Annotated in this window: 20 protein-coding genes; 10 read left to right on the plus strand and 10 right to left on the minus strand. The window is 71.8% G+C overall.

Annotation, left to right across the window (positions count from 1 at the left end; genetic code table 11):
• Positions 1–55: 55 nt before the first annotated feature.
• Positions 56–640 carry a class F sortase gene (locus ABT154_RS16530; RefSeq protein WP_502969523.1) on the plus strand — a complete coding sequence of 195 codons (585 nt, stop codon included), beginning with the start codon at positions 56–58 and terminating at the stop codon, positions 638–640.
• A 10-nt stretch (positions 641–650) separates the two neighbouring features.
• Here ABT154_RS16530 and ABT154_RS16535 read toward each other — a convergent pair whose 3' ends face one another.
• Both ABT154_RS16535 and ABT154_RS16540 read right to left on the minus strand, forming a co-directional pair.
• On the minus strand, positions 651–1,436 hold the full coding sequence (locus ABT154_RS16535) for a sulfite exporter TauE/SafE family protein (RefSeq protein ID WP_351857528.1): 786 nt from the start codon (positions 1,434–1,436) through the stop codon (positions 651–653).
• Positions 1,437–1,681: 245 nt separating this feature from the next.
• Positions 1,682–3,100 carry a ferredoxin reductase family protein gene (locus ABT154_RS16540; protein WP_351857529.1) on the minus strand — a complete coding sequence of 473 codons (1,419 nt, stop codon included), beginning with the start codon at positions 3,098–3,100 and terminating at the stop codon, positions 1,682–1,684.
• A gap of 301 nt (positions 3,101–3,401) precedes the next feature.
• On the opposite strand from ABT154_RS16540, the gene ABT154_RS16545 reads away from it, so the two are divergent.
• The 5 genes from ABT154_RS16545 (at position 3,402) to ABT154_RS16565 (ending at position 9,047) form a co-directional block, all read left to right on the plus strand.
• Positions 3,402–4,598, plus strand: coding sequence for an NAD(P)/FAD-dependent oxidoreductase (locus tag ABT154_RS16545; RefSeq protein WP_351857530.1), 1,197 nt, complete (start codon positions 3,402–3,404; stop codon positions 4,596–4,598).
• Positions 4,595–7,141, plus strand: coding sequence for a nitrite reductase large subunit NirB (gene nirB, locus ABT154_RS16550; protein ID WP_351857531.1), 2,547 nt, complete (start codon positions 4,595–4,597; stop codon positions 7,139–7,141). The genes ABT154_RS16545 and nirB overlap by 4 nt, the downstream gene beginning before the upstream one ends.
• Entirely contained in the window at positions 7,138–7,470 is a 333-nt protein-coding gene (gene nirD / locus ABT154_RS16555; protein ID WP_351857532.1) for a nitrite reductase small subunit NirD, read from the plus strand. Before nirB ends, nirD begins: the two co-directional genes overlap by 4 nt.
• A gap of 87 nt (positions 7,471–7,557) precedes the next feature.
• Complete coding sequence (locus ABT154_RS16560; protein WP_351857533.1) at positions 7,558–8,142, plus strand: TetR/AcrR family transcriptional regulator; 585 nt, start codon at positions 7,558–7,560, stop codon at positions 8,140–8,142.
• 143 nt (positions 8,143–8,285) lie between these two features.
• Complete coding sequence (locus ABT154_RS16565; RefSeq protein WP_351857534.1) at positions 8,286–9,047, plus strand: SDR family NAD(P)-dependent oxidoreductase; 762 nt, start codon at positions 8,286–8,288, stop codon at positions 9,045–9,047.
• Between the two features lie 58 nt (positions 9,048–9,105).
• On the opposite strand, the gene ABT154_RS16570 is transcribed toward ABT154_RS16565, so the two are convergent.
• From ABT154_RS16570 to ABT154_RS16580, 3 genes are all read right to left on the minus strand, one after another.
• Positions 9,106–9,519, minus strand: a complete 414-nt coding sequence (locus ABT154_RS16570; protein ID WP_351857535.1) for a VOC family protein — start codon at positions 9,517–9,519, stop codon at positions 9,106–9,108.
• An 89-nt stretch (positions 9,520–9,608) separates the two neighbouring features.
• Positions 9,609–10,058: a group III truncated hemoglobin gene (locus tag ABT154_RS16575; protein WP_351857536.1), complete on the minus strand. Its 450-nt coding sequence runs from the start codon at positions 10,056–10,058 to the stop codon at positions 9,609–9,611.
• Positions 10,059–10,137: 79 nt separating this feature from the next.
• Complete coding sequence (locus ABT154_RS16580) at positions 10,138–11,217, minus strand: hypothetical protein (RefSeq protein WP_351857537.1); 1,080 nt, start codon at positions 11,215–11,217, stop codon at positions 10,138–10,140.
• A 174-nt stretch (positions 11,218–11,391) separates the two neighbouring features.
• On the opposite strand from ABT154_RS16580, the gene ABT154_RS16585 reads away from it, so the two are divergent.
• The gene (locus tag ABT154_RS16585) at positions 11,392–12,549 is read left to right on the plus strand and encodes an alkaline phosphatase PhoX (RefSeq protein WP_351857538.1); all 1,158 of its coding nucleotides are present in this window, start codon (positions 11,392–11,394) and stop codon (positions 12,547–12,549) included.
• Here ABT154_RS16585 and ABT154_RS16590 read toward each other — a convergent pair.
• The 3 genes from ABT154_RS16590 to dusB all read right to left on the minus strand — a co-directional run bounded on the left by ABT154_RS16590 (position 12,519) and on the right by dusB (position 18,339).
• Positions 12,519–13,541: an ArsR/SmtB family transcription factor gene (locus ABT154_RS16590; protein WP_351857539.1), complete on the minus strand. Its 1,023-nt coding sequence runs from the start codon at positions 13,539–13,541 to the stop codon at positions 12,519–12,521. The genes ABT154_RS16585 and ABT154_RS16590 overlap by 31 nt on opposite strands.
• Before the next feature lie 544 nt (positions 13,542–14,085).
• On the minus strand, positions 14,086–16,797 hold the full coding sequence (ppdK, locus tag ABT154_RS16595) for a pyruvate, phosphate dikinase (RefSeq protein ID WP_351857540.1): 2,712 nt from the start codon (positions 16,795–16,797) through the stop codon (positions 14,086–14,088).
• A 357-nt stretch (positions 16,798–17,154) separates the two neighbouring features.
• Positions 17,155–18,339 (minus strand): tRNA dihydrouridine synthase DusB, encoded by a 1,185-nt coding sequence (gene dusB / locus ABT154_RS16600; protein ID WP_351857541.1) that lies wholly within the window; start codon positions 18,337–18,339, stop codon positions 17,155–17,157.
• A gap of 52 nt (positions 18,340–18,391) precedes the next feature.
• On the opposite strand from dusB, the gene ABT154_RS16605 reads away from it, so the two are divergent.
• Positions 18,392–19,843 carry an MFS transporter gene (locus ABT154_RS16605; RefSeq protein ID WP_351857542.1) on the plus strand — a complete coding sequence of 484 codons (1,452 nt, stop codon included), beginning with the start codon at positions 18,392–18,394 and terminating at the stop codon, positions 19,841–19,843.
• Positions 19,844–19,960: 117 nt separating this feature from the next.
• Here ABT154_RS16605 and ABT154_RS16610 read toward each other — a convergent pair whose 3' ends face one another.
• Complete coding sequence (locus tag ABT154_RS16610; RefSeq protein ID WP_351857543.1) at positions 19,961–20,200, minus strand: DUF6243 family protein; 240 nt, start codon at positions 20,198–20,200, stop codon at positions 19,961–19,963.
• Positions 20,201–20,478: 278 nt separating this feature from the next.
• Here ABT154_RS16610 and ABT154_RS16615 point away from each other — a divergent pair, with 278 nt between their 5' ends.
• Entirely contained in the window at positions 20,479–21,243 is a 765-nt protein-coding gene (locus ABT154_RS16615; protein WP_351857544.1) for a VC0807 family protein, read from the plus strand.
• Between the two features lie 82 nt (positions 21,244–21,325).
• On the opposite strand, the gene ABT154_RS16620 is transcribed toward ABT154_RS16615, so the two are convergent.
• The gene (locus ABT154_RS16620) at positions 21,326–22,708 is read right to left on the minus strand and encodes a glycine--tRNA ligase (RefSeq protein WP_351857545.1); all 1,383 of its coding nucleotides are present in this window, start codon (positions 22,706–22,708) and stop codon (positions 21,326–21,328) included.
• Positions 22,709–22,896: 188 nt separating this feature from the next.
• Between ABT154_RS16620 and ABT154_RS16625 the strand changes: the two genes are divergently transcribed.
• Positions 22,897–23,862 (plus strand): metal ABC transporter substrate-binding protein, encoded by a 966-nt coding sequence (locus ABT154_RS16625; RefSeq protein WP_351857546.1) that lies wholly within the window; start codon positions 22,897–22,899, stop codon positions 23,860–23,862.
• Positions 23,863–23,875: the final 13 nt, after the last annotated feature.

The following is a 23,875-nucleotide window of genomic DNA, read 5'->3' on the forward strand; positions in this document are numbered from 1 at the left end:
GTGAGGACACGAAGGAAACCAGGTGAGCAACAGGACGAAGGGCTGGGGCATAGCCATGGCCGCCTGCGTCGGGTTCTGGCTCGTCCAGAACGGCTCGCAGCAGGTCACCCCGCCCGTTCCGTCGGCCGCGCAGGCCTTCGCCGCCGGGCCGAGCGTGCACACCGACGCCGCCGCCGACCCGCTGCCGCCGTCGCCGCCCGTCCGGCTGCGCATCCCGGAGACAGACGTGGACACCCCGATGATGCGGCTCGGTCTGGCCCCGGACGGCTCGCTCGACGTGCCGCCTGCGCGGGACCGGAACATGGCCGGCTGGTACGGGGACGGCACCACGCCCGGTGCGAAGGGCACGGCGATCGTCGCGGGTCATGTCGACAACGCCGACGGGCCGGCCGTCTTCTACACGCTCGGCGCGCTGAAGAAGGGCCACCGGATCGAGGTGGACCGGCAGGACGGGCGTACGGCGGTGTTCACCGTCGACGCGGTCGAGGTCTACGAGAACCGGGCGTTCCCGGACCGGAAGGTGTACGACGAGGCCGGCCGGGCCGAGATCCGGGTGATCACCTGCGGCGGCGGCTTCTCGAAGAAGAACGGCTACCAGGGGAACGTCGTCGCCTTCGGGCACCTCATCGGGGTCCGATAGGCCGCGGAGGTCACGCCCACTGGTCGAAGGCGAGCTTCGCGACCAGCGACAGCACGACCACCAGCAGCACCCCACGCACGAACTCGGCGCCCTTGCTGAGCGCCATCCGCGCCCCCACGGTCCCGCCCACCAGGTTGAAGACCGCCATGACGGCGGCGAGCTGCCAGTACACGCTGCCCTGGTAGGCGAACATGGCGAGCGCGCCCGCGTTGGTGCAGACGTTGACGATCTTCGCGGTGGCCGAGGCCGTCACCAGGTCGAGGTGGAGCACGGCGGTCAGCGCGAGGACCAGGAAGGTGCCGGTGCCGGGCCCGAACAGGCCGTCGTAGAAGCCGATCCCGCCGCCCACGACGACGATCGCGGTGACGATCCTGGCCCGGGTCAGCGGCGCCCGCTCCTCCCCCTCGGCCTTCGCTCCGAACGAGGGCCGCAGCATCACGAAGGCCGCCACCGCGAGCAGCACCACCATGATGACCGGGCGCAGCACCTCGCTGCTGATCCCGGCCGCGAAGAAGGCGCCGACCATGGAGCCGGTGAGGGCGGCGAGCCCGATGCGGAACGCCGTCCAGACCTGCACGGGCGCCTTCCGTACGTAGGTGACGGCGGCCCCGGTGGTGCCGACGATCGCGACGGCCTTGTTGGTGCCGAGGATCTGCGCGGCCGGGACGTGCGGGAGCCCGAGCAGCAGGGCGGGCAGGAGGAGCAGCCCGCCGCCGCCGACCACGGCGTCGATCCAGCCCGCCACGAGCGCGGCGAGGCAGAGCAGGACAAGGGTGGTCAGTGAGATCTCGGGCATGTCCGAGAGCCTAGGGAGACGGTCGTTGCCCCGTCCATCAATCCCTGGAGAGTTGAGCTACGTCTGAGCTTGCGGCGCCCGGTTCCCGGTCGGGGGCCGGCGGGGCGGCCGGGCTGACCGAGGCCGTGAGGAAGGTCGCGGCCAGCGCCCCGGCGCCGATCAGCGCGGCGGCGAGCCGGCGCCGCGCCTGGCGGACGGTGGAAGCGCGGGGTACGCCGTGTCTGGGGACGCGGGGTGCGCCGTGTCTAGCCATGGTCGAAGTCCTCGCTGTGGATGCGGGAGGCCGGCACCCCGGCCCGGATCAGATGGGCGGTGGCGGCCCGTGCCATCGCGGGCGGCCCGCACAGGTACACGTCGTGGGCGGCGAGTCCGGGCACGAGGTTGCGCAGCGCGCGGGGCGCGAGCGGGTCGAAGGAGTCGTCGGAGGGGCCGAGGAGGAAGTGGAGCGCGGCCTGCCGTTCGCGGGCGATGGCCTCCAGTTCCGTGCGGAGGACGAGTCCGGCCGCGTCCGAGGCCCGGTAGAGCAGGGTCACGTCGCCGGGCCCGCCGGGCAGGGTCTCGAAGAGGGCGCGCAGCGGGGTGATGCCGACGCCGCCGGCGAGCAGCAGGACCTTGCGGCGGGTGCGGCGGTGGGCGGTGAGCGCGCCGAACGGTCCGGCGGCCAGGACCCGGGTGCCGGGGCGGAGCCGCCGGATGCGGCGGGTGTGGTCGCCGAGCGCCTTGACGGTGATCCGCAGGGTGTCGTCGCGGACGGGCGCGGAGAGGGAGAAGGGCAGGGCCGTCGACCAGAGTCCGCGCCGCAGGAAGCGCCAGCGGAAGAACTGGCCGGGTTCGGCCTGGAGCCGGGCCACTCCCCTGCCCCGGACGAGGACGGAGACGACTCCGGGGCCCTCGTCGCGGACCTCGACGACCCGCAGTTCGTGGCGGAGGGCGGCGCGGACGGGGACGACGACCCGGTACCAGAGCAGGAGGACGGCGACGGTGCCGTGGGCCATCGACCAGAGCCAGCGGGTGAGGAGGCTGTCGGCGAGGTCGGGTCCGGCGAGCTGGTGGACGAAGCCGAGGGCGGCGGCGAGGAGCCCGCCGAGGTGCACCGCCCGCCAGGTCTCGTGACCGACGCGCCGCCGTACACCCCGGGCGGAGGTGACGCCGACGGCGACGAACAGGAGGGTGCCGGCGGTGGCGGCGGCGATGGCCCCGTATCCGAGGAGGCCCCCGGTGGCGGTGACGAGGTCGGTACGGGTGTGCACGGCGTAGCCGATGAGGGCGAGGAGCGCGTGGGCGCCGATCAGGCCGAGGACGTACCGGCCGCCGAGGGCGTGCCAGCGGGCGAGCCGGTCGGCGCCGACGCCGTGTTCGACGGCGGGGACGCGGGCCATGAGGAGCAGGAGGACCAGGACGCCGTAGCCGGCGAGGAGGCCGGTGAGGTGGGCGCCGGTGGCGAAGAAGGCGTCGAGCCGGGCGGAGGGCCTGGCCTGGAGGCCCCAGAGCAGGGCGACGGCTCCGGCCCCGGCGAGGATGCCGGTCCGCAGCCGGTCGGGGGCGAGGCGGAGGACGGGGGCGGGGGCGTGGTCTGCCTCTGCCGGAGGGGCGGGCGCCGGGGCGGCGGCCGGCCGGCCGGGCAGGGGCACATAGAGCGGGTGGGGGCGGGCCTCGGAGGTCACATCCGGCACCCTAGGGTCCCCCGTATACGGGAATCCGCAGCTCAGGCCCTCCGGCCCGATCCTTAAGGCGGGCTTGAGCCGAGCCTGACCACGGGTTAACCCTCGACCCTGTCCTCGACCCTGTCCTCGACACGTTCCTCGGCCCGACCGGCGGCCCGACCGGCGGCCCCGGACTGCGGTCCGGCCGCCCTCGCCCTCCCCGCGCCCTCACAGCCCTCCGGGCCGGGCACGGAGATCAGCGTTCCGTACGGGAAACAGCCGGGATGCCGCCGGGTAACACCGGCCGCGCACGCTTCCCGTCATGAGTACACGGATCGTGGTGGTCGGGGGCGGAACGGCGGGCGCCCGGCTCGCCCAGCGGCTCCCCGTCACCCTCCTCGGAGAGGAGCGGCACGCCCCGTACAACAGGGTGCTGCTCGCCGAAGTCCTCGCCGGGCGGTACGCCCCCGAGGTGATCGCCCTGCCCGGGACCCGGGAGCCCGCGCGGCTCGGGGCGCGGGCGGTGCGGATCGACCGGGCGGCGAGGACGGTGGAGTGCGCGGACGGCTCCCTCGTCGGTTACGACCGGCTGGTCCTGGCCACCGGCTCCAATCCGGTGCTGCCGCCGCTGCGCGGGGTGCGCGGGGCGGAACTGCCGGAGGGCGTCCACCCCTTCCGTACCCTCGACGACTGTCTGGAGCTGCGATCCGCCGTCCGGCCGGGAGTACGGGCGGTGGTCATCGGCGGCGGTCTCCTCGGCGTCTCGGCGGCCCGCGCCCTCGCCGCGCTCGGCGCGGACGTGGTCCTGGCCCAGCAGGGCGAACGGCTGATGGATCGTCAACTCGACGTCCATGCCTCGGCCCTGCTCCACGGCCATGTCACGGCGCTCGGCGTCGAGGTGCACACCGAGTGCCGCGTCAGTGGCCTCCGGCAGCGCGACGGGGCCGTCACGGCCGTCGAACTCGCCGACGGTTTCGTCCTCGACGCCCAGGTGGTCGTCCTCGCCTGCGGGGTGCGCCCCCGCGTCGCCCTCGCCCGTGAGGCGGGCCTCGACATCGCCACCGGCATCGTCGTCGACGACGAACTCCGCACCTCCGACCCGTACATCCACGCGGTCGGCGACTGCGCGGAGCACGGGGGACGGAGTTACGGCCTCGCCGGCCCGGCGCTCGAACAGGCCGACGTGCTGGCGGACCTGCTCACGGCCGAACTCCCGGGCGCGCGCTACACCGGCACCCGCGCCCTCACCCGGCTCACCCTCGGCGGTGCCCGGCCACTCGACCTCGCCGCCTTCGGCGAGGTCACGGCGCTGCCGGGCGACGAGGTCGTCCAGCTCACCGACGCCACGCGCAGCGCGTACCGCAAGGTCGTCGTCCGCGGTGACCGGCTCGTCGGGGGCCTCCTCCTCGGCGATCTGGCCGCGGTCGGGACGCTCGCCCGCGCCTGGGAGGGCGACGAGGCCCTGCCCGACGACGCGCCCCTGCTCCATCTGCTCACCCACGACGGAGGCTCCTCATGACCACCCCCACCATCGTCCTGGTCGGCCACGGGATGGTCGGCCAGCGGTTCCTCGAGGCGCTCGCGGACCGTGGCGTCACCGCGCGGGCCCGGATCGTGGTCCTCTGCGAGGAGCCCCGCCCGGCCTACGACCGCGTACGGCTGACCTCGTACTTCTCCGGGAAGACCCCGGACGACCTGTCGATGGTCGAGGCCGGCTTCCTGGAGAAGCACTCCATCGAGCTGTACGTGGGCGACCCGGCCGATGCGGTGGACCGGGAGGCCCGTACGGTCACGGCCCGCTCGGGGCGGGTCTTCGCGTACGACACGCTGGTCCTGGCCACCGGCTCGTACCCGTTCGTGCCGCCCGTCCCCGGCAAGGACTCCCGCGGCTGTTTCGTCTACCGCACGATCGAGGACCTGCTCGCGATCGAGGAGTACGCGCGGACGGCGACGACCGGCGCGGTCGTCGGCGGCGGACTGCTCGGCCTGGAGGCGGCGGGCGCGCTCAGCGGGCTCGGACTGGACACCCACGTCGTGGAGTTCGCGCCGCGCCTGATGCCGGTGCAGGTCGACGAGGGCGGCGGCGCGGCCCTGCTCCGTACGATCGAGCGGATGGGCCTGACCGTGCACACCGGCACGGGCACCCAGGAGGTGGTGGCGGCGGACGGCGCCGTGACCGGGATGAAGCTCTCGGACGGCTCCGAACTGCCCACGGACATGGTCGTGTTCTCCGCCGGGGTACGGCCCCGGGACCAGCTGGCCCGGGACTGCGGGCTCACGGTCGGGGAGCGCGGCGGTGTCGCGGTCGACGAGCGGTGCCGCACCTCCGACCCGGCGGTCTTCGCGATCGGCGAGTGCGCGCTCGCCTCGGACGGGCGGGTGTACGGCCTGGTGGCGCCGGGCTACGAGATGGCGCAGACGGCGGCGGCGACGATCGCCGACGAGGAGGCCGGGGACGGCTTCACCGGTGCCGACATGTCGACGAAGCTGAAGCTGCTCGGCGTGGACGTGGCCTCCTTCGGCGACGCGCACGGCGCGGCCGAGGGCTGCCTCGACGTCGTGTACTCCGACTCCCGCTCGGGCGTCTACAAGAAGCTGGTGATCTCCGGCGACGGGGTGCTGCTCGGCGGTGTACTGGTCGGCGACGCCGAGCAGTACGGGCTCCTGCGTCCGCTCACCGGTTCCGTGCCGCCCGTCTCCCCCGAGCAGCTGGTGCTCCCGGCCGGCGCGGGCGCCCCGGTCACGCTCGGCCCCTCGGCGCTCCCGGACGACGCGGTGATCTGCTCCTGCCACAACGTGACCAAGCACGCGATCGGACAGTGCTCCTCGCTACCCGAGGCGAAGAGGTGCACCAAGGCCGGTACGGGCTGCGGCAGTTGCGTGAAGACGATCGAGAAGCTGCTGCCGGCCGCCGCGGACGAGGGACTCTGCGGCTGCTTCCCGCACACCCGGAGCGAGCTGTACGAGATCGCCCGCACCCTGCGGCTGACCTCCTTCGCCGCACTGCTCGACTCGCACGGGCGGGAGGGGGCACGGGGCGGCGAGGGCTGCGAGGTCTGCAAGCCGACCGTCGGCTCGATCCTGGCCTCCCTGGCCCCGGCACTCGGCATCGACGGCTACATCCTGGACGGCGAGCAGGCCGCCCTCCAGGACACCAACGACCACTTCCTCGCCAACATGCAGCGCAACGGCTCCTATTCGGTCGTGCCGCGCATCCCCGGCGGCGAGATCACCCCGGAGAGACTGATCGTGATCGGTGAGGTGGCCCGGGACTTCGGCCTCTACACGAAGATCACCGGCGGCCAGCGGATCGACCTCTTCGGTGCCCGCGTCGACCAACTACCCGCCATCTGGACGAGGCTGGTGGACGCGGGCTTCGAGTCGGGGCACGCGTACGGCAAGGCGCTGCGCACCATCAAGTCCTGCGTCGGGCAGACCTGGTGCCGCTACGGCGTCCAGGACTCGGTGCGGACGGCGATCCGCCTCGAGCTGCGCTACCGGGGGCTGCGCGCCCCGCACAAGCTCAAGTCGGCGGTCTCGGGCTGCGCCCGCGAGTGCGCCGAGGCCCAGTCGAAGGACTTCGGGATCATCGCGACGGCGAACGGCTGGAACCTCTACGTCGGCGGGAACGGCGGCGCGACCCCGCGCCACGCGGACCTGCTCGCCCAGGACCTCTCGGACGCCGAACTGGTGCGCCTGATCGACCGGTTCCTGATGTTCTACATCCGGACAGCGGACCGCCTTGAGCGGACGTCGACCTGGCTGGAACGCCTGGAGGGCGGGCTCGACCACCTCAAGGACGTGGTGGTGCACGACTCGCTCGGGCTCTGCGACGAACTGGAGGCCCTGATGGCGGCGCACGTCGCCGGCTACCGGGACGAGTGGGCGCAGACCCTGGACGACCCGGAGCGGCTGCGGCGCTTCGTCTCCTTCGTGAACGCGCCGGAGGCGCCGGACCCCACGGTCCGGTTCGTCCCGGAGCGCGACCAGATCAAGCCGGACCTCACGGTCCTGACGCTCGGCAGGACGAACAGCGCGCTGGAAGGGGCCACTTCCCGATGACGACGACCCTCGAACTCTCACCGTCCCCCGACGCCTGGCTGGCGGTCTGCGAGGAGTCCCGGCTGACCCCCGGCCGGGGGGTGGCGGCGCTGCTGCCGGACGGCGGGCAGGCGGCGGTCTTCCGGGACCGCTCGGGCCGGACCTACGCGATCGACAACCGCGATCCGTTCACGGGGGCGCAGGTGCTCTCCCGGGGGCTCGTCGGCTCCTCGGACGGGCGGCCGTTCGTGGCCTCGCCGCTCCTGAAGCAGCGCTTCGACCTGGAGACGGGCCGGTGCCTGGACGACGACGGGGTGACGGTGGCGGTGTATCCGGTGCGGTCGGTCTAGCGCGGCCCCCGAGCGCCCCCCGAAGCGGTCCCGCGGTCGCCACGGGCTCTCTTGACCGATCGTTCCAGTTGGTCGTACGGTCCTCTCGTGGCCAGGACCAAGGGATTCGACCCCGACGCCGCACTCCAGGCAGCCCTCGAACTGTTCTGGGCGCGCGGCTACGAGGCGACAGCGATGTCGGACCTCGTGGAGCACCTCGGCATCGGCCGGGCCAGCCTCTACGCGACCTTCGGCAACAAGCACGAGCTGTACCTGAAGGCGATGGACCGCTACCTGGAGACCCGCGACCCGCGGATCGTCGAGGAGCTGTCCACACCGGGCCCGGCCCTGCCGGCCGTCCGCGCGCTGGTCCGCCGCTTCGCCACCGAGGCGATGACCGACGGGGAGCGGCTGAGCGGCTGTTTCGTCACCAACTCGGCGGCGGAGCTGGGACCGCACGACACGGCGGTCGCCCGCCGGGTCGAGCTCAGCTGGGAACTGGTCGAGACACTCCTCCACGGGGCGCTCACCCGGGCCCGCGCCGGGGGCGAACTCCCGGCCGACCGGGACCCCCGGGCGGTCGCCCGGATGCTGCTCGTGCTGATGCAGGGCATCCGGGTGGTCGGCAAGGTGTCGAGCGACCCGGCCAGGGTCCGCGACGCGGCGGAACAGGCCCTGGGCCTGCTGGACTGAGGACGGACGCCCGCGGGGGGCGCCCTTTCTTCGGACCTCATTATGGAACGTACGGTCAAGTTCAAACGCTCCCCCGCACGTCACGAACACGGGCCCGAACGCACCACCCGCACCACCCACTGACCATCACAGGGGAGTCACCCATGTCCGCACGCTTCACCGACCGCGTCGCCCTCGTCACCGGGGCCGGTTCCGGTCTCGGCCGGGCCATCGCACTCGCCTTCGCCGCCGAGGGCGCGAAGGTCGTCGTCGCCGGCCGTACGGAAGGGCCTCTGAAGGAGACGGTGGCCCTGATCGAGGCCGCCGGGGGCACGGCCGCGGCCGTCACCGCCGACGTGTCCGGCGCGGCGTCCACCCGGGAGCTGGTCCGGCGCACGGTCGAGCTGTTCGGCGGTCTCGACGTGGCCGTGAACAACGCCGGGGTCTTCCGGGGCGGGTACAGCGCCGCCGACTTCCCCCTGGACGACTGGCGGACGCTGCTCGACGTCAACGTGACGGGGGTGCTGCACGCCCTCCAGGCCGAGGTGGCGCACATGCGGGCGCACGGCGGCGGGGCCATCGTGAACATCGCGTCGAACCTGGGCCCGCACGTCCGCATCCCCGGCGTCTTCGGCTACCAGGTGTCGAAGGCGGCCGTGTCGGCGCTGACCAGGGCCGCGGCCCTGGACCACATCGCCGACGGGGTCCGCATCAACGCGGTGAGCCCCGGCGCCTCGGAGTCCACGATGTCGCTGCGGCCCGGCGAGACGGAGGCCGAGCGGGAGGTACGGATGAAGGAGGAGTCGCCGCTCGGCAGGATCTCCTCCGCCGCGGAGGTGGCGGCGGCCGTGCTGTACCTCGCGTCGGACGACGCGGGCTCCGCCGTCGGCACGGACCTGGTGATCGACGGCGGCGTCTCCGCCTGAGTACGTGGCCGGGGGCCCTGCCCCCGGCCCGGTCGCAGCCCGGTCCGGCTCCGGGGGCTCAGCCCTGGGCCGCCGCCGGGTCCATCCAGAAGATCTCCCAGTGGTGGCCGTCCAGGTCGGTGAACGAGCGGCCGTACATGAAGCCCAGCTCCATCGGCTCCTTCGCCGGGGTGCCACCGGCCGCGAGCGCGGCGTCGGCCAGCTCGTCGACCTTCTCGCGGCTCTCGGCGCTCAGCGTGACCAGCACCTCGGTGGCCTTGGTCGCGTCGGAGATCTCCTTGCCGGGGGCCATGAAGGACTGGAACTTGGGCTCTTCGAGCAGCATCGCGAAGATCGTGTCGCTGATGACCACACAGCCGGTGGTCTCGTCGCTGAACTGCTGGTTGATGGAGTAGCCGAGCTTCTCGAAGAAGGCCTTGCTGGCGGAGACGTCCTTCACGGGCAGGTTCACGAAGATCATCTGCGGGGCCATGATGTGCTCTCTTCCCTCGTGCGGTGCTGTCGAGAGGTAGGACGGGCCCGCCCCTCGGAACTCATCGCTCTCCCGGGGATTCTTTTCGCTCAGGCGACGGAGCGCAGCTCCAGGGCCGCCAGCGGGACGAACCCGCCGCCCGTGCCGCCGGTGCCCGCGCCGGTCCCGGCGAGCCGCCGCAGCAGGGCGAGGGCGATCCGTTCGCCCTGCGCCTTGGCCCGCTCGGCCCGGGGCCCGGAGTGCAGCCCGTCGACGGTGGCCCGCCAGAGCTGCACCCAGCGGCCGAAGTGGGCGGCGGTGAGGGGCCGCGCGGCGTGCAGGGCGGCGTGCGGGGCGAAGGCGTCGCGCCGGTACTCGGCGGTACGGAGGAGGGCCCGCTCCCAGAAGTCCACGATGTGCGGCAGATGGGCCTCCAGGTCGGTCCCGGCGACCTCGGTGAAGTAGGGCCCGATGAGCGGATCGGCGAAGGCGGCGCCGTAGAAGCGCCGCAGCAGCACGTCGAGGTCGTCGCGGTCGCTGATGTCCCGGGTGGCACGCATGCCCCCCAGTGTCCCCCGCCGGCACCCGCATCCCAAGGGCCGAAGGCCCCGGGCCTCAGAGCGCCGAAGGCCCCGGACGTCAGACCGACCAGCGGTGGAGCGCCCCGCCCGCCTCGTCACAGGTGAGCCAGCTGCCGTCGCCGAGGGGGTGGGCCGGGCTGTCGACGGGGCCGCCGGGATACGTGACGGTTCCGCGTATCTCCAGGGTGCGGGCGTCGAGGAGCCAGTGGCGGGGGCCCGCGTCGTCGACGTCGTACTCGACGCCGGTGGTCGCGATGACGGTGCCCGCGTCGACGAAGCCGGGCCGGTGGTCCCACGGCAGCTCGTCCTCCTCGGACTCCTCCGCCGCCGGGACCGGCCCCCGCTCGGCCAGGACCGTGCCGTCCAGGGCGTGCAGCCGCAGGTCCTCCCCGTAGTGCTCGATGGTCAGGAAGCCCTCGTGGGCCGGGTGGACGTCCGCCAGGATGCGGTCGAGCGTCTCATTGAGACCCCACACGGTCGGCCGCTCGCCGTCCCAGCGCGCCCAGTACAGCAGGACCCCGTCCTGGCCCATGCCGATACAGAGCCCCATGTGGACGCCGTCGGGGTGGGAGAGGTGGGAGGAGCCGGCGGCCGCGCTGTCGTCGAGGGGCAGCCGGGCCAGCTCGCGGCCGTCCCGCGCGTCGAGGACGGACCAGCACTCGACGTACTCCTCCCCCGGGGTCAGGGCGTGCGCCCAGACGAAACGGCCGTCGTCGGAGATCCGGCAGGAGCCGTGCTCGAAGCCGCCGCAGACCTGCTGCTCGTCCCCGGTGTGCGAGTGGGCCGGCTCAGGGCCCCAGCAGGGGTGCCGGTGCTCCCACAGCGTCGCGCCGTCCGCGCCGACGGCCCGGACCGCCCGCTGGCCGGAGAAGACCGCGAAGGTGCCGTCCGGGCTCACCGAGGCCCCGCCCCCGGCCCAGCCCGGCCAGGGCACCGGGAAGACGGTCCCCGGCGCCCGTTCCCCGGCGAACAGGTCCTCCAGGTCGTGGACCTCCAGGCCGTCGCCGTGGAACAGCAGGGCGCGGCGCGGGCCGTCGGCGCGGGTCTCGAAGGCCGTGTTCCGGAGCAGTCCCGAGGCGCCGGGCAGCCGTACCGAGCCGAGTGGACGGGCGAGGATCGGACGTGCGGAGAGCGACATGGCCTGAAGGTAGCGGCCGGCACCGACAGGCGGGTGCCCGCCCGCCGCCCGCCGCTTCCCCTTCACCGCTTGTTGATGCACAGTCAATTCCGTACTCCTAGGTTCCGGAAGCGCGCGACCCCGTCGCCCGACCGGCGTGACGGGGCGGTTCACCACCCTTCTCAGGAGTGAGACGTGGAGCGACGCACTTTCCTGCGTGGAGCGGTCATCGGCACCTCGGCCGCCGCCTTCGGTGGCAGCCTGTGGCACGGCGCGGCCTTCGCCGCCCCCGCCCAGCCCGGCGCCGGCCCCTACGGCGCGCTCGGCGCGGCGGACGCCAACGGCATCCTGCTGCCCGCCGGGTTCACCAGCCGGGTGATCGCCCGGTCCGGCCAGCCGGTCCCCGGCACCTCGTACGCCTGGCACAGCGCCCCCGACGGCGGCGCCTGCTTCGCCGACGGCACGGGCTGGATCTACGTGTCGAACTCGGAGATCAACCCGAGCGGCGGCGCGAGCGCGGTGAGGTTCGACTCGGCGGGCGCGATCACCGGCGCGTACCGCATCCTCTCCGGCACGCGCCAGAACTGCGCGGGCGGCGCCACCCCGTGGAACACCTGGCTCTCCTGCGAGGAGGTGTCCCTCGGCTACGTCTACGAGTCGAACCCCTGGGGCGGCACCGCCTACCGCCGGGACGCCATGGGCCGCTTCAAGCACGAGGCCGCCGCCGCCGACCCGGTCCGCAAGGTGATCTACCTGACCGAGGACGAGACCGACGGCTGCTTCTACCGCTTCATCCCCACCACCTGGGGCAACCTCTCCGCCGGCACCCTCCAGGTCCTCAAGGCCTCCACCGCCACCTCCGGCACCTTCACCTGGCAGAACGTGCCGGACCCGGACGGCTCCCCGGCCACCACCCGCACCCAGGTCTCCGGCGCGAAGCACTTCAACGGCGGCGAGGGCTGCTACTACTCCGACGACACCGTCTGGTTCACCACCAAGGGCGACAACCGGGTCTGGCAGGTCGACCTCGCCGCCGGCACCTACGAGCTGGCCTACGACGACTCGCTCGTCTCCGGCGGCGGCGCCCCGCTCACCGGCGTCGACAACGTCACCGGCAGCGCCTCCGGCGACCTGTTCGTCGCGGAGGACGGCGGCAACATGGAGATCTGCCTGATCACCCCGGACGACGTCGTCGCGCCGTTCCTGCGGATCAGCGGCCAGTCCGGCTCCGAGATCACCGGCCCCGCCTTCTCCCCCGACGGCAGGCGGCTGTACTTCTCCAGCCAGCGCGGCACCAGCGGCAGCTCCTCGGGCGGCATCACCTACGAGGTGACGGGGCCGTTCCGCGCGTAGCAGCGCAGGTCCACCGTCCGTTGGGCGCCGCCGAGCAGGGCGGCGCCCAACGGCGTCAGGGTGTGCAGGACCGCGTTGCCGTGGCGGAGGGTCGCGATGAGCCCGGCCTCGCGCAGCACGCCCGCGTGCTGGCTCGCCGAGGCGAGCGACACCCCGGCCCGGCGAGCCAGCTCGCTGGTCGTACCGCCGTCCCCGATCGCGTGCAGGACCGCCGAGCGGGTCTGCCCGACCAGCTTGGCGAGCGAGGAACCGCCCGGCGCGCGGACGGTCGGCGCCTCGCCGTGGGTGACGGGGTAGACGAGGACCGGCGGCAGCACGGGATCGCGCAGCACGACGGGGGTCCCCCGGCAGAAGTACGAGGGCTGGAGCAGCAGCCCCCGCCCGTCGAGGTGGACGTCCCGGTCGACCGGGTAGTCCGCCTCCAGGACGGGCGCCTTCCAGCGCAGCATCGGCGGCAGCGAGGCGAGGAGTTCCTCGGCGCCGCCGTCCAGGAGCGCGCGGCCCCGGCGGGCCCGGTCGGCCTCGACCCTGGCCCGGATGTGCGGCCAGAACGGCTCGACGGCCGCCCGGTGATAGCTCCGCAGCGCCCCCATGAGCCGGTCGAAGGGTTCCGAGCCGCCGTCGGCGAGGGCGCGCAGCGAATGCGGTACGGTCCGCCCGCCCGAGCGGTCGGCGGCGAGCAGCGAGAGTTCGCCGCGCAGCCGGCCGGCGTCGGTCGCGCGGATCGCCTGGAGTCCCTCGTCGAGCCCTTGGACGCCTTCCGCGGGCGTCAGGAAGTCGGGAAAATAGCCGCGGCTGGGAACGAGCGCGGCGAGCAGCCTCGTCTCACCGCCGAGCCGCATCCGCGTTTCGGAGCGCCATTCTCCGAAGACGACGGGTCCGCGCCGGTCCCTTAAACGATGAAAGCTCAGAATCGTTTCCCACAGAACGTCCGGCCGGGCCGCCGTCCGCACCCCCGCCAAGTCGATTCCGGTGAAATGAATCCGCAGCATGACGTCCCCACCTGTGCACTCGCAACCACCCCCGACAACGAGTATGCACAGCATCACTGCAGGTTACCAGGGTGTTTCAGCCACAGTTGAAAGGCGTCGCGGCAATCACCGGGGAACCGAAAAGCTGTACGGGTCGGGCAGGAAACCTTCAGGACCGAGGTGACGTGGTGAAGACCGTGGGGGGCTTTGCCCGTCCGGCGGCGGTCGGCGAGGTTGCGGCTCACCTGCCCGGCAACGGTAAAGGGCGCGGCCTCCGGGTGGGGATCCGGGGGTCGCGCCCGCTCCATTCTTTTCGGTACGGAACCGGGGAAGTTCAATGGCCAATAATTCGATCAGGCGCAATTGAACATTGACTCACATCAGCTCTACCGGCAAACAAACAACGGGACGGACACCTCCGCACAAAGGTGTCCGTCCCGTCTCTTTTTGTGAATCCGGTGCCGCCGCCCGCCGGTGAGGGTCGCAGAGCTGACCGACGGCGGCCCCGGAGGTCGAGCGGGGCTCGGCGCCCGCGGCTCGGAGCCGGGGCCCGGAGCCCCGTGGCTCAGCGGCTGTCGCTGCCCTTCGACTCGGCCGCCGCGCGGCCGGCCTCGAGTCGCGCCACCGGGATCCGGAAGGGCGAGCAGGAGACGTAGTCGAGACCGACCTCGTGGAAGAAGTGCACCGACTCCGGGTCGCCGCCGTGCTCGCCGCAGACACCGAGCTTGATGTCGGGGCGGGTGGCGCGGCCGGCCTGGACGGCGCTGCGCACGAGCGCGCCGACACCGTCCTTGTCGATGGTCTCGAAGGGGCTGACGCCGAAGATGCCCTTCTCCAGGTACGCGGTGAAGAACGAGGCCTCCACGTCGTCGCGGGAGAAGCCCCAGACCGTCTGGGTCAGGTCGTTGGTGCCGAAGGAGAAGAACTCCGCGGCCTCGGCGATCTGACCGGCGGTGACGGCGGCGCGCGGCAGCTCGATCATGGTGCCGAGCGCGAGCTTGAGCTCGACGCCGGTCCGGGCCTGGACCTCGGCGATGACCGTCTCGGCCTCCTCGCGGACGATCTCCAGCTCCTGGACGGTGCCGACCAGCGGGATCATGATCTCGACGCGCGGGTCGCCCTTGGCGTCGAGGCGCTGGGCGGCGGCCTCGGCGATGGCCCGCACCTGCATGGTGAACAGGCCGGGGATGACCAGGCCGAGGCGGACACCGCGCAGACCCAGCATCGGGTTCTGCTCGTGCAGCCGGTGCACGGCCTGGAGCAGGCGCAGGTCGTTCTCGTGCGGCTCCTTGCGGGACTCCGCGAGGGCGACGCGTACCGAGAGCTCGGTGATGTCGGGCAGGAACTCGTGCAGCGGCGGGTCGAGCAGCCGGACCGTGACGGGCAGCCCGTCCATGGCCTCGAAGAGCTCGACGAAGTCCGTCTGCTGGAGCGGGAGCAGGGCTTCGAGCGCCTGGTCGCGCTCGATGTCCGTGTCGGCCAGGATCAGCCGCTCGACGAACTGGCGGCGCTCGCCGAGGAACATGTGCTCGGTGCGGCAGAGGCCGATGCCCTGGGCGCCGAAGCGGCGGGCGCGGTTGGCGTCCTCGGCGTTGTCGGCGTTGGCGCGGACCCGGAGGCGGCGGACGCGGTCCGCGTAGGCCATGATCCGGTGGACGGCGGCGACCAGCTCGTCGGCGTCGTCGGCGCCGGCGTGCATCCGGCCCTCGAAGTACTCGACGACCGGGGACGGTACGACGGGTACCTCACCGAGGTAGACCTTGCCGGTGGAGCCGTCGATGGAGACGACGTCGCCCTCCTCGACGACCTGGCCGTCGGAGGTGGTCATCCGGCGGCGCTTGGTGTCGACCTCCAGCTCCTCGGCACCGCAGACACAGGTCTTGCCCATGCCGCGGGCGACGACGGCGGCGTGCGAGGTCTTGCCGCCGCGGGAGGTGAGGATGCCCTCGGCGGCGATCATGCCGTCCAGGTCGTCCGGGTTGGTCTCGCGGCGGATCAGGATGACCTTCTCGCCGGAGCGGGACCACTTCACGGCCGTGTACGAGTCGAAGACGGCCTTGCCGACGGCCGCGCCCGGGGAGGCGGCGATGCCGCGCCCGATCTGGTCGACCTTCGCGTTCTCGTCGAACTTGGGGAACATCAGCTGGGCGAGCTGAGCGCCGGTGACGCGCTGGAGCGCCTCGGCCTCGTCGATCAGGCCCTGGTCCACGAGCTGGGTCGCGATGCGGAAGGCGGCACCGGCGGTGCGCTTGCCGACGCGGGTCTGGAGCATCCAGAGCTGGCCGCGCTCGATGGTGAACTCGATGTCGCAGAGATCCTTGTAGTGGGTCTCCAGCGTGTTCATGATGTGCATGAGCTGGTCGTACGAGGTCTTGTCGATCGACTCGAGGTCGGCCAGCGGCACGGTGTTGCGGATACCGGCGACGACGTCCTCGCCCTGCGCGTTCTGCAGGTAGTCGCCGTAGACGCCGGCGTGGCCGGAGGCGGGGTCGCGGGTGAAGGCGACGCCGGTGCCGGAGTCGGGGCCGAGGTTGCCGAAGACCATCGAGCAGACGTTGACGGCGGTGCCGAGGTCGCCCGGGATGCGCTCCTGGCGGCGGTACAGCTTCGCGCGGTCGGTGTTCCAGGAGTTGAAGACGGCCTCGATGGCGAGGTCCATCTGCTCGCGCGGGTCCTGGGGGAAATCGCGGCCGGTCTCGGCCTTCACGATGCCCTTGAAGTGCTCGACGACCTTCTTGAGGTCGGCGGCGTCGAGGTCGGTGTCGCTGGCGACCTTCTTCTCGGCCTTGGCCTCGTCGAGGGCCTCCTCGAACAGCTCGCCGTCGACGTCCAGGACGGTCTTGCCGAACATCTGGATGAGGCGGCGGTACGAGTCCCAGGCGAAGCGCTCGTTGTCGGCCTGGCGGGCGAGTCCGGTGACGGACTCGTCGGAGAGGCCGATGTTGAGGACCGTGTCCATCATGCCCGGCATGGAGAACTTGGCTCCGGAGCGGACGGAGACGAGCAGCGGGTCGTCGGCCTGGCCGAGCTTCTTGCCCATCTGCCGCTCGAGGGCGTCGAGGTGCGCGCTGACCTCGTCGCGGAGCTCCACGGGCTCCGAACCGCTCTCGAGGTAGACCTTGCACGCCTCGGTGGTGATCGTGAAGCCGGGGGGGACCGGCAGACCGAGGTTGGTCATCTCGGCCAGGTTCGCGCCCTTGCCACCGAGCAGGTCCTTCAGGTCCCTGTTGCCCTCGGTGAAGTCGTACACGAACTTCTGATCATTGTTTTCCGACACGGGTCCCGACTCCTCGATGACTCGGTTGGCTGCCCTGACGGCGAGGAACATACCCAGATCGAAGGCTTCTGGGGAGGTACGCCTAGCGGACACGTGGTCTTAACCACCCGTCCGCCAGCACTTCGAAAGTTACCGAGGCGAAGCTTCCGCTTTCAGACCCCGAAGGCAGAAGGGGCCGAATCGACGGGATTTCGCTCATCCGAGCACACCCTTCGCCCACTTGCGTTCAACCCTTGAACGCAAAAAGGGTGGCACCCAGTGCCACCCTTTCAGGCAGTGCAGCCGCTCGTAACCTGCTCATCTGAGCGCCACCCCCCTCAAGGGTGGTGAGGATCACTCCCCCGGAAAGGCCTGATCTCAGCCGCCGGACGTGTCCAGCTCGGCGTCCTCGCTCACCCCGGAGCAGTCGTAGGGGTCCTTCAACCAGCCCTCCGGCAGGACAACTCGGTTGTTTCCGGACGTACGACCCCGAGGGCCGTCCGCACCCACCGGCCACGGCTGGTCCAGGTCCAGCTCGCTCAACTGAGCGCTCAGTTCGTCCAAGGACGAGGTGATCGCCAGCTTCTTGCGCATCTCGGAACCCACCGAGAAGCCCTTGAGGTACCAGGCCACATGCTTGCGGAAGTCGATGACACCGCGTGCCTCGTCGCCCAGCCACTCGCCGAGCAGCCGCGCGTGCCGCACCATCGCGTCCGCGACCTCCCGCAGACCGGGCGCCGCGTACGCCTTCGTGCCCTCGAAGCCCGCCACCAGGTCCGCGAAGAGCCACGGGCGTCCCAGACAGCCGCGCCCGACGACGACGCCGTCACAGCCCGTCTCCCGCATCATCCGCAGGGCGTCGTCGGCCGACCAGATGTCGCCGTTGCCGAGCACCGGGATCTCCGGCACGTGCTCCTTGAGGCGCGCGATGGCGTCCCAGTCGGCCGTACCGCCGTAGTGCTGGGCGGCCGTCCGCCCGTGCAGCGCGATCGCCGTGACGCCCTCCTCCACCGCGATCCGGCCCGCGTCGAGGAAGGTGATGTGGTCGTCGTCGATGCCCTTGCGCATCTTCATGGTGACCGGCAGGTCGCCCGCGTTGGTCACGGCCTCGTTGAGGATCGCGCGCAGCAGCGGCCGCTTGTAGGGAAGGGCCGAGCCGCCGCCCTTCCGCGTCACCTTGGGGACCGGGCAGCCGAAGTTCAGGTCGATGTGGTCGGCCAGGTCCTCGTCGACGATCATCCGCACGGCCTTGCCGACGGTGACCGGGTCCACCCCGTACAGCTGGATCGAGCGCGGCTGCTCGGTCGCGTCGAAGCGGATGAGCTGCATGGTCTTCTCGTTGCGCTCGACCAGGGCGCGGGTCGTGATCATCTCGCTCACGAACAGCCCCTTGCCGCTGCTGGCTGCATCCTTCGGGGGACGACCCCCGAGCCCCCGAACGCCTTCGGCGTATTCGCGGCAGAGGGTACGGAAGGGGGCGTTGGTGATGCCGGCCATGGGGGCGAGCACCACCGGCGGCTGCACGATGTGCGGCCCGATGGCGAGGGGGGAGAACGCGGTCATGGGGACATTGTCGCGTACTGCGGCGGTCATTAGTTAGCCGTACTATCCGAACATGCCCGAGCTCACACGCTCGCCGCTCCCCCGGCGCCGGCAACTCCTCGTCCTGGCGATCTGCTGCATGAGCCTGCTGATCGTCAGCCTGGACAACACCGCGCTCAACGTCGCCCTGCCCACCCTGCGGCGCGACCTCGGCGCCTCCGTCACCGGCCTGCAGTGGGTCATCGACGCGTACACCCTGGTCCTCGCCTCGCTGCTCATGCTCGCCGGCTCCACCGCCGACCGCATCGGCCGCCGCAAGGTCTTCGTCACCGGCCTCGTCGTCTTCGCGCTCGGCTCGCTGCTCTGCTCCCTCGCACCGAACCTGGAGGCGCTGATCGCCTTCCGGGCCGTCCAGGCCGTGGGCGGCTCGATGCTGAACCCGGTCGCCATGTCGATCATCACCAACACCTTCACCGAACCCGCAGCACGCGCGCGTGCCATCGGCGTCTGGGGCGGGGTCGTCGGCGTCTCCATGGCCGCGGGCCCCCTGGTGGGCGGTCTGCTCGTCGAGTCGGTCGGCTGGCGGGCGATCTTCTGGGTCAACCTGCCGGTCGCCGGCCTCGCGCTGCTCCTCACCCTGCGGTTCGTCCCCGAGTCCCGCGCGCCCCGGCCCCGGCGCCCCGACCCGGTCGGGCAGCTCCTGGTGGCGGCGCTCCTCGGCTCCCTCACGTACGCGATCATCGAGACCGACCCGCTCTTCGCCGGCATCGCGGCCGGGGCGCTCGCCGGGCTCCTCCTGTACGAGCCGAGGCGCCGCGAACCCCTCATCGACCTGCGGTTCTTCCGCAGCGCGCCGTTCAGCGGTGCCACGGTGGTCGCGGTCTGCGCCTTCGCGGGGTTCGGCGGCTTCCTCTTCCTGAACACGCTGTACCTCCAGGACGTGCGCGGCCTCTCGCCGCTCCAGGCCGGTCTGTACATGCTGCCGATGGCGGGCATGACCTTCGTCTTCGCCCCGCTGTCGGGACGGCTCACGGGCGCGCGTGGACCCAGGCTCCCGCTGCTCCTCGCGGGCACGGCGATGGCGACGGGGGCGCTGCTCTTCGCGGCCTTCGGGGCCGAGACGAGCGATCCGCTGCTCTTCGCCGGATACGTGGTGTTCGGCATCGGCTTCGGCCTGGTGAACGCCCCCATCACCAACACGGCGGTCTCGGGCATGCCCCGCGCGCAGGCCGGGGTGGCGTCGGCGGTGGCCTCGACGAGCCGCCAGGTGGGGCAGACGCTCGGGGTGGCGGTGGTGGGCGCGGTCCTGGCGGCCGGGGTGGGGACGGGGGCGTCCCCGGACGCCTTCGTGGCGGCGGCGCGGCCGGCCCACTGGGTGGTGACGGCCTGCGGACTGGCCGTCCTGGCGGTCGGGGCGCTGACGAGCGGCAGCTGGGCGAGGCGCACGGCGGAACGGACGGCGAGGTGCCTGGCGGAGGAGGGAGAAGGGGGCGGGGTGGCGTCGGAGAGGGCCACGTCGCGGTGAAGGGGGCCGGTGCGGCGTGCGCCCCGGGCAGGAGGAAGGGCCCGGGGCGGGCCGGGAGGCGCCCGGGCAGGGCGAAGGGGCCCGGGGCGGCGTGCGCCCCGGGCCCCTTCGTGGTTGCTACTGCCGACCGGTGTCGGCGTCGGCGGGCTCGGCCGCCCGCGTGGTGTCCGCGGCGTCGGTGCTCTCCGCTGCCGCCTGCGCGCGCTCGCGCATCTTCTTCAGCAGCTCCTGCTTGCGGTCGTCGGCGGAGCTTCGGGCCGCGTTACGGCCCTGGCCGGTGCCGTGCTGGTCGGCGCGGGACAGCTTCTTGCGCTGTCCGCCCACGCCGAGGAGGTTGTTGTTGCGGGTCTTGGACACGGTGTTCTCCCGTCAGTGAGGTGGGCTTCGATCGGGCTCGGCCTGGCGCCGAAGGCGCTCACTCGTAGATCTGGAAGAACGAATACATGCCGGCGACGCTACCCCCGGCACGCGTCCGTCTGCACCCGGTTTTCCCCGCGCCGTCCCGGTACTCACCGCTGCCGGGACCGCGCGGGGACGGCACTTGAAGATCATTTGGCGCGGAATTTCCCGTTCCTTGTCTGGGACATGACTAGCGTTCTCCCGCACCGCGCCCGACATCACCACCAGGGGGAACCATGTCCGAAGCCGTGTCCGCACCCGGCGGGCCACCGGCCGCACCGGCCGACGGACGACCGGGTCGGCCCGCCCGCTCCGGAGGCTCCGCCGCTCTCGGCTGGATCCTGACCATCGGCCTCAACGTCGTCGCGCCGATCGTCACGTACAACACCCTGACCGAGAACCACGGTTGGTCCGAGTTCACCGCCCTGCTCGCCGGAAGTGCCTGGCCGGTCCTGGACAGCGCAGTCATGGTCGCCTGGCGGCGCAAGGTCGACGAGTTCGCCGTCGTCACCCTGGTCTTCCTGGTGATCACGGCCCTGGTCTCGCTGATCGGCGCGCACACCGCCCGCGCGCTGCTCATCAAGGACTCGGGCGTGACAGGGCTGTTCGGGCTGCTCTGTCTGGTCACGCTGCTGGCGCCGCGACCGCTGATGTTCTACTTCGGCCGCAAGTTCGCGACCGACGGCACTCCGGCCAGCACGGCCTGGTGGAACGGCATGTGGCAGTTCGAGGGCTTCCGCTCCACGATGCGCACGATGACGCTGGTGTGGGGCGTGGCGTACGTGACCGAGGCGCTGGTGCGGATCGGTCTGGCGTACACGCTGAGCACCTCGACCATGGTGACGCTCAGCCCGCTCATGATCTACGGCGTGCTCGGCGTCCTGGGCGTGTGGACGGCCTGGTTCGGCAAGCGCCGCGCGGCCGAGGGCGCGAGGCGCCAGGCGGAGGCCCAGGCGGCAGCGGCGGCGGGAGCGGGCACGGGGGCGGAAGCCCCGGTCTGACCGGCGCGGCCCCCCGACCCCACGGGAAAGCCCCCGGTTCCGTCGTCCGGAACCGGGGGCTTCCGCGTGCCGCGCGAGCGGGTCAGCAGCCGATCAGGCGGCTGCCCAGGTAGCTCTGGATCTGGTCCAGGGAGACGCGCTCCTGCTTCATGGTGTCGCGCTCGCGCACGGTCACCGCGTTGTCGTCGAGGGTGTCGAAGTCGACGGTCACGCAGAACGGGGTGCCGATCTCGTCCTGGCGACGGTAGCGGCGGCCGATGGCGCCGGCGTCGTCGAACTCGATGTTCCAGTTCTGGCGCAGGTCCGCCGCCAGGCCCTTGGCCTTCGGGGAGAGCTGCGCGTTGCGGGACAGCGGCAGGACCGCGGCCTTGATCGGCGCCAGGCGCCGGTCGAGGCGCAGGACGACGCGCTTCTCCATGACGCCCTTGGCGTTCGGGGCCTCGTCCTCGGTGTACGCGTCGAGCAGGAACGCCAGCATCGCGCGGCCGACACCGGCGGCGGGCTCGATGACGTACGGCGTCCAGCGCTCGCCGGACTCCTGGTCCAGGTAGGTCAGGTTGGCGCCCGAGGCCTTGGAGTGGGCGTTCAGGTCGTAGTCGGTGCGGTTGGCGACGCCTTCCAGCTCGCCCCACTCGCTGCCGCCGAAGGAGAAGCGGTACTCGATGTCGGCGGTGCGCTTCGAGTAGTGGGAGAGCTTCTCCTGCGGGTGCTCGAACCAGCGCATGTTCTCCTCGCGCAGGCCCAGGCCGGTGTACCAGTTCCAGCGCTGCTGCATCCAGTACTCCTGCCACTCCTCGTCCTCGCCCGGCTTGACGAAGAACTCCATCTCCATCTGCTCGAACTCACGGGTGCGGAAGATGAAGTTGCCCGGAGTGATCTCGTTCCGGAAGGACTTGCCCACCTGCGCGATGCCGAACGGGGGCTTCTTGCGCGAGGTCTGCAGCACCTGGCCGAAGTTGGTGAAGATGCCCTGCGCGGTCTCGGGACGCAGGTAGGCGACGGAACCTGAGTCCTGGGTCGGGCCGAGGTGGGTGGAGAGCAGGCCGGAGAACTGCTTGGGCTCGGTGAAGGTGCCCTTGTTGCCGCAGTTGGGGCAGTTGAGGTCGACGAGGCCGTTCTCGGGGAGGCGGCCGTGCTTCTCCTCGTACGCCTCCTCCAGGTGGTCGGCGCGGTAGCGCTTGTGGCAGGAGGTGCACTCGGTGAGCGGGTCGGTGAAGGTGGCGACGTGGCCGGAGGCCTCCCAGACCTCGGTGGCCAGGATGACCGACGAGTCGATGCCGACCACGTCCTCGCGCGCGGTGACCATGTAACGCCACCACTGACGCTTCAGGTTCTCCTTGAGCTCGACACCCAGCGGTCCGTAGTCCCAGGCGGCCTTCTGGCCGCCGTAGATCTCACTGCACGGGTAGACGAAGCCACGGCGCTTGCTCAGGCTGACGATGGTGTCGATCTTCTCGGCGGCCACGGTGCTCTCTTCATTACGACGACGAAGTGCGAATGCCTCAGGTTACCGGCGCCCGCACCCCCCGTATCAAATCGGTTCGGCGACGAGGGCCCGCGAGGAGCGCGTGGGGGGTGCGCGCGGGAGCGCGTGGGGCGGGCCACAGCTACGACAATTGACAATCGTTTCCATCTTTGTTGAAAATGGGTGTCATGAACGTACGCCGCCTCATACCCCGTTCCGCGCTCGCCGGAGCCGTCGCCCTCGGTGCCGTCACCCTCTCCGCCTGCGGCGGAACCTCCGGTGCGGCCGACAAGGGCAGCGACGGCAAGCTGGACGTGGTGGCGTCCTTCTACCCCATGCAGTACCTGGCCGAGCAGATAGGCGGCGCGCACGTCGCCGTCGACACGCTCACCAAGCCCGGCGTCGAACCCCACGACCTGGAGCTCAAGCCGAAGCAGATCGGCGAGCTCGGCGAGGCCGACGTCGTCCTCTACCTCAAGGGCATCCAGCCCGCCGTCGACGACGCGATCGCCCAGGCCGGCGTCAAGAACACCGTCGACGCGGCCACCCTCACCACGCTGGAGAAGCACGGCACCGAGGTCGGCCACGACCACGGCTCCGAGGAGGCCGGTCAGGACCACGGCTCCGAGGCCGGCGGGGACCCGCACATCTGGCTCGACCCCGTGAAGTACGCCGAGGTCGCCAAGGGAGTCGGCGCCGCGCTGGAGAAGGCGGACCCGGACCACGCCGCCGACTACGAGAAGAACACCGCCGTCCTGGTGAAGAAGCTCGGCGACCTGGACACCGCCTTCGAGACCGGCCTGAAGAACACCGCGACGAAGACCTTCGTCACCACCCACTCCGCCTTCGGCTACCTCGCCGAGCGGTACGGCCTGGACCAGGAGGGCATCTCCGGCGTCGACCCCGAGTCCGAGCCGAGCCCCGCCCGGATCAAGGAGATCCAGGACATCGCGAAGAAGGACAAGGTCACCACCGTGTTCTTCGAGACCCTCGCGAGCGACAAGACCGCGAAGACCCTCGCCGGCGACACCGGTCTCAGGACCGACGTGCTCGACCCGCTGGAGGGAATCACGGACAAGTCGAAGGGCGACGACTACATCGAGGTCATGCAGTCCAACCTCACCGCGCTGCAGAAGGCCCTCGGCGCCAAGTGATCACCGCATCCCA

It is taken from the genome of Streptomyces sp. NPDC001728 (assembly GCF_040297565.1).
In the GTDB taxonomy this organism is placed as follows: Bacteria; Actinomycetota; Actinomycetes; order Streptomycetales; family Streptomycetaceae; genus Streptomyces.

Excerpts from the sequence above, each read along its gene's own strand:
- ABT154_RS16530 (WP_502969523.1), top strand. The coding sequence starts at position 56 with ATGGCCGCCTGCGTCGGGTTCTGGCTCGTCCAGAACGGCTCGCAGCAG.
- ABT154_RS16535 (WP_351857528.1), bottom strand. The coding sequence starts at position 1,436 with ATGCCCGAGATCTCACTGACCACCCTTGTCCTGCTCTGCCTCGCCGCG.
- ABT154_RS16545 (WP_351857530.1), top strand. The coding sequence starts at position 3,402 with ATGAGTACACGGATCGTGGTGGTCGGGGGCGGAACGGCGGGCGCCCGG.
- nirB (WP_351857531.1), top strand. The coding sequence starts at position 4,595 with ATGACCACCCCCACCATCGTCCTGGTCGGCCACGGGATGGTCGGCCAG.
- nirD (WP_351857532.1), top strand. The coding sequence starts at position 7,138 with ATGACGACGACCCTCGAACTCTCACCGTCCCCCGACGCCTGGCTGGCG.
- ABT154_RS16565 (WP_351857534.1), top strand. The coding sequence starts at position 8,286 with ATGTCCGCACGCTTCACCGACCGCGTCGCCCTCGTCACCGGGGCCGGT.
- ABT154_RS16570 (WP_351857535.1), bottom strand. The coding sequence starts at position 9,519 with ATGGCCCCGCAGATGATCTTCGTGAACCTGCCCGTGAAGGACGTCTCC.
- ABT154_RS16575 (WP_351857536.1), bottom strand. The coding sequence starts at position 10,058 with ATGCGTGCCACCCGGGACATCAGCGACCGCGACGACCTCGACGTGCTG.
- ABT154_RS16580 (WP_351857537.1), bottom strand. The coding sequence starts at position 11,217 with ATGTCGCTCTCCGCACGTCCGATCCTCGCCCGTCCACTCGGCTCGGTA.
- ABT154_RS16590 (WP_351857539.1), bottom strand. The coding sequence starts at position 13,541 with ATGCTGCGGATTCATTTCACCGGAATCGACTTGGCGGGGGTGCGGACG.
- dusB (WP_351857541.1), bottom strand. The coding sequence starts at position 18,339 with ATGACCGCGTTCTCCCCCCTCGCCATCGGGCCGCACATCGTGCAGCCG.
- ABT154_RS16605 (WP_351857542.1), top strand. The coding sequence starts at position 18,392 with ATGCCCGAGCTCACACGCTCGCCGCTCCCCCGGCGCCGGCAACTCCTC.
- ABT154_RS16615 (WP_351857544.1), top strand. The coding sequence starts at position 20,479 with ATGTCCGAAGCCGTGTCCGCACCCGGCGGGCCACCGGCCGCACCGGCC.
- ABT154_RS16625 (WP_351857546.1), top strand. The coding sequence starts at position 22,897 with ATGAACGTACGCCGCCTCATACCCCGTTCCGCGCTCGCCGGAGCCGTC.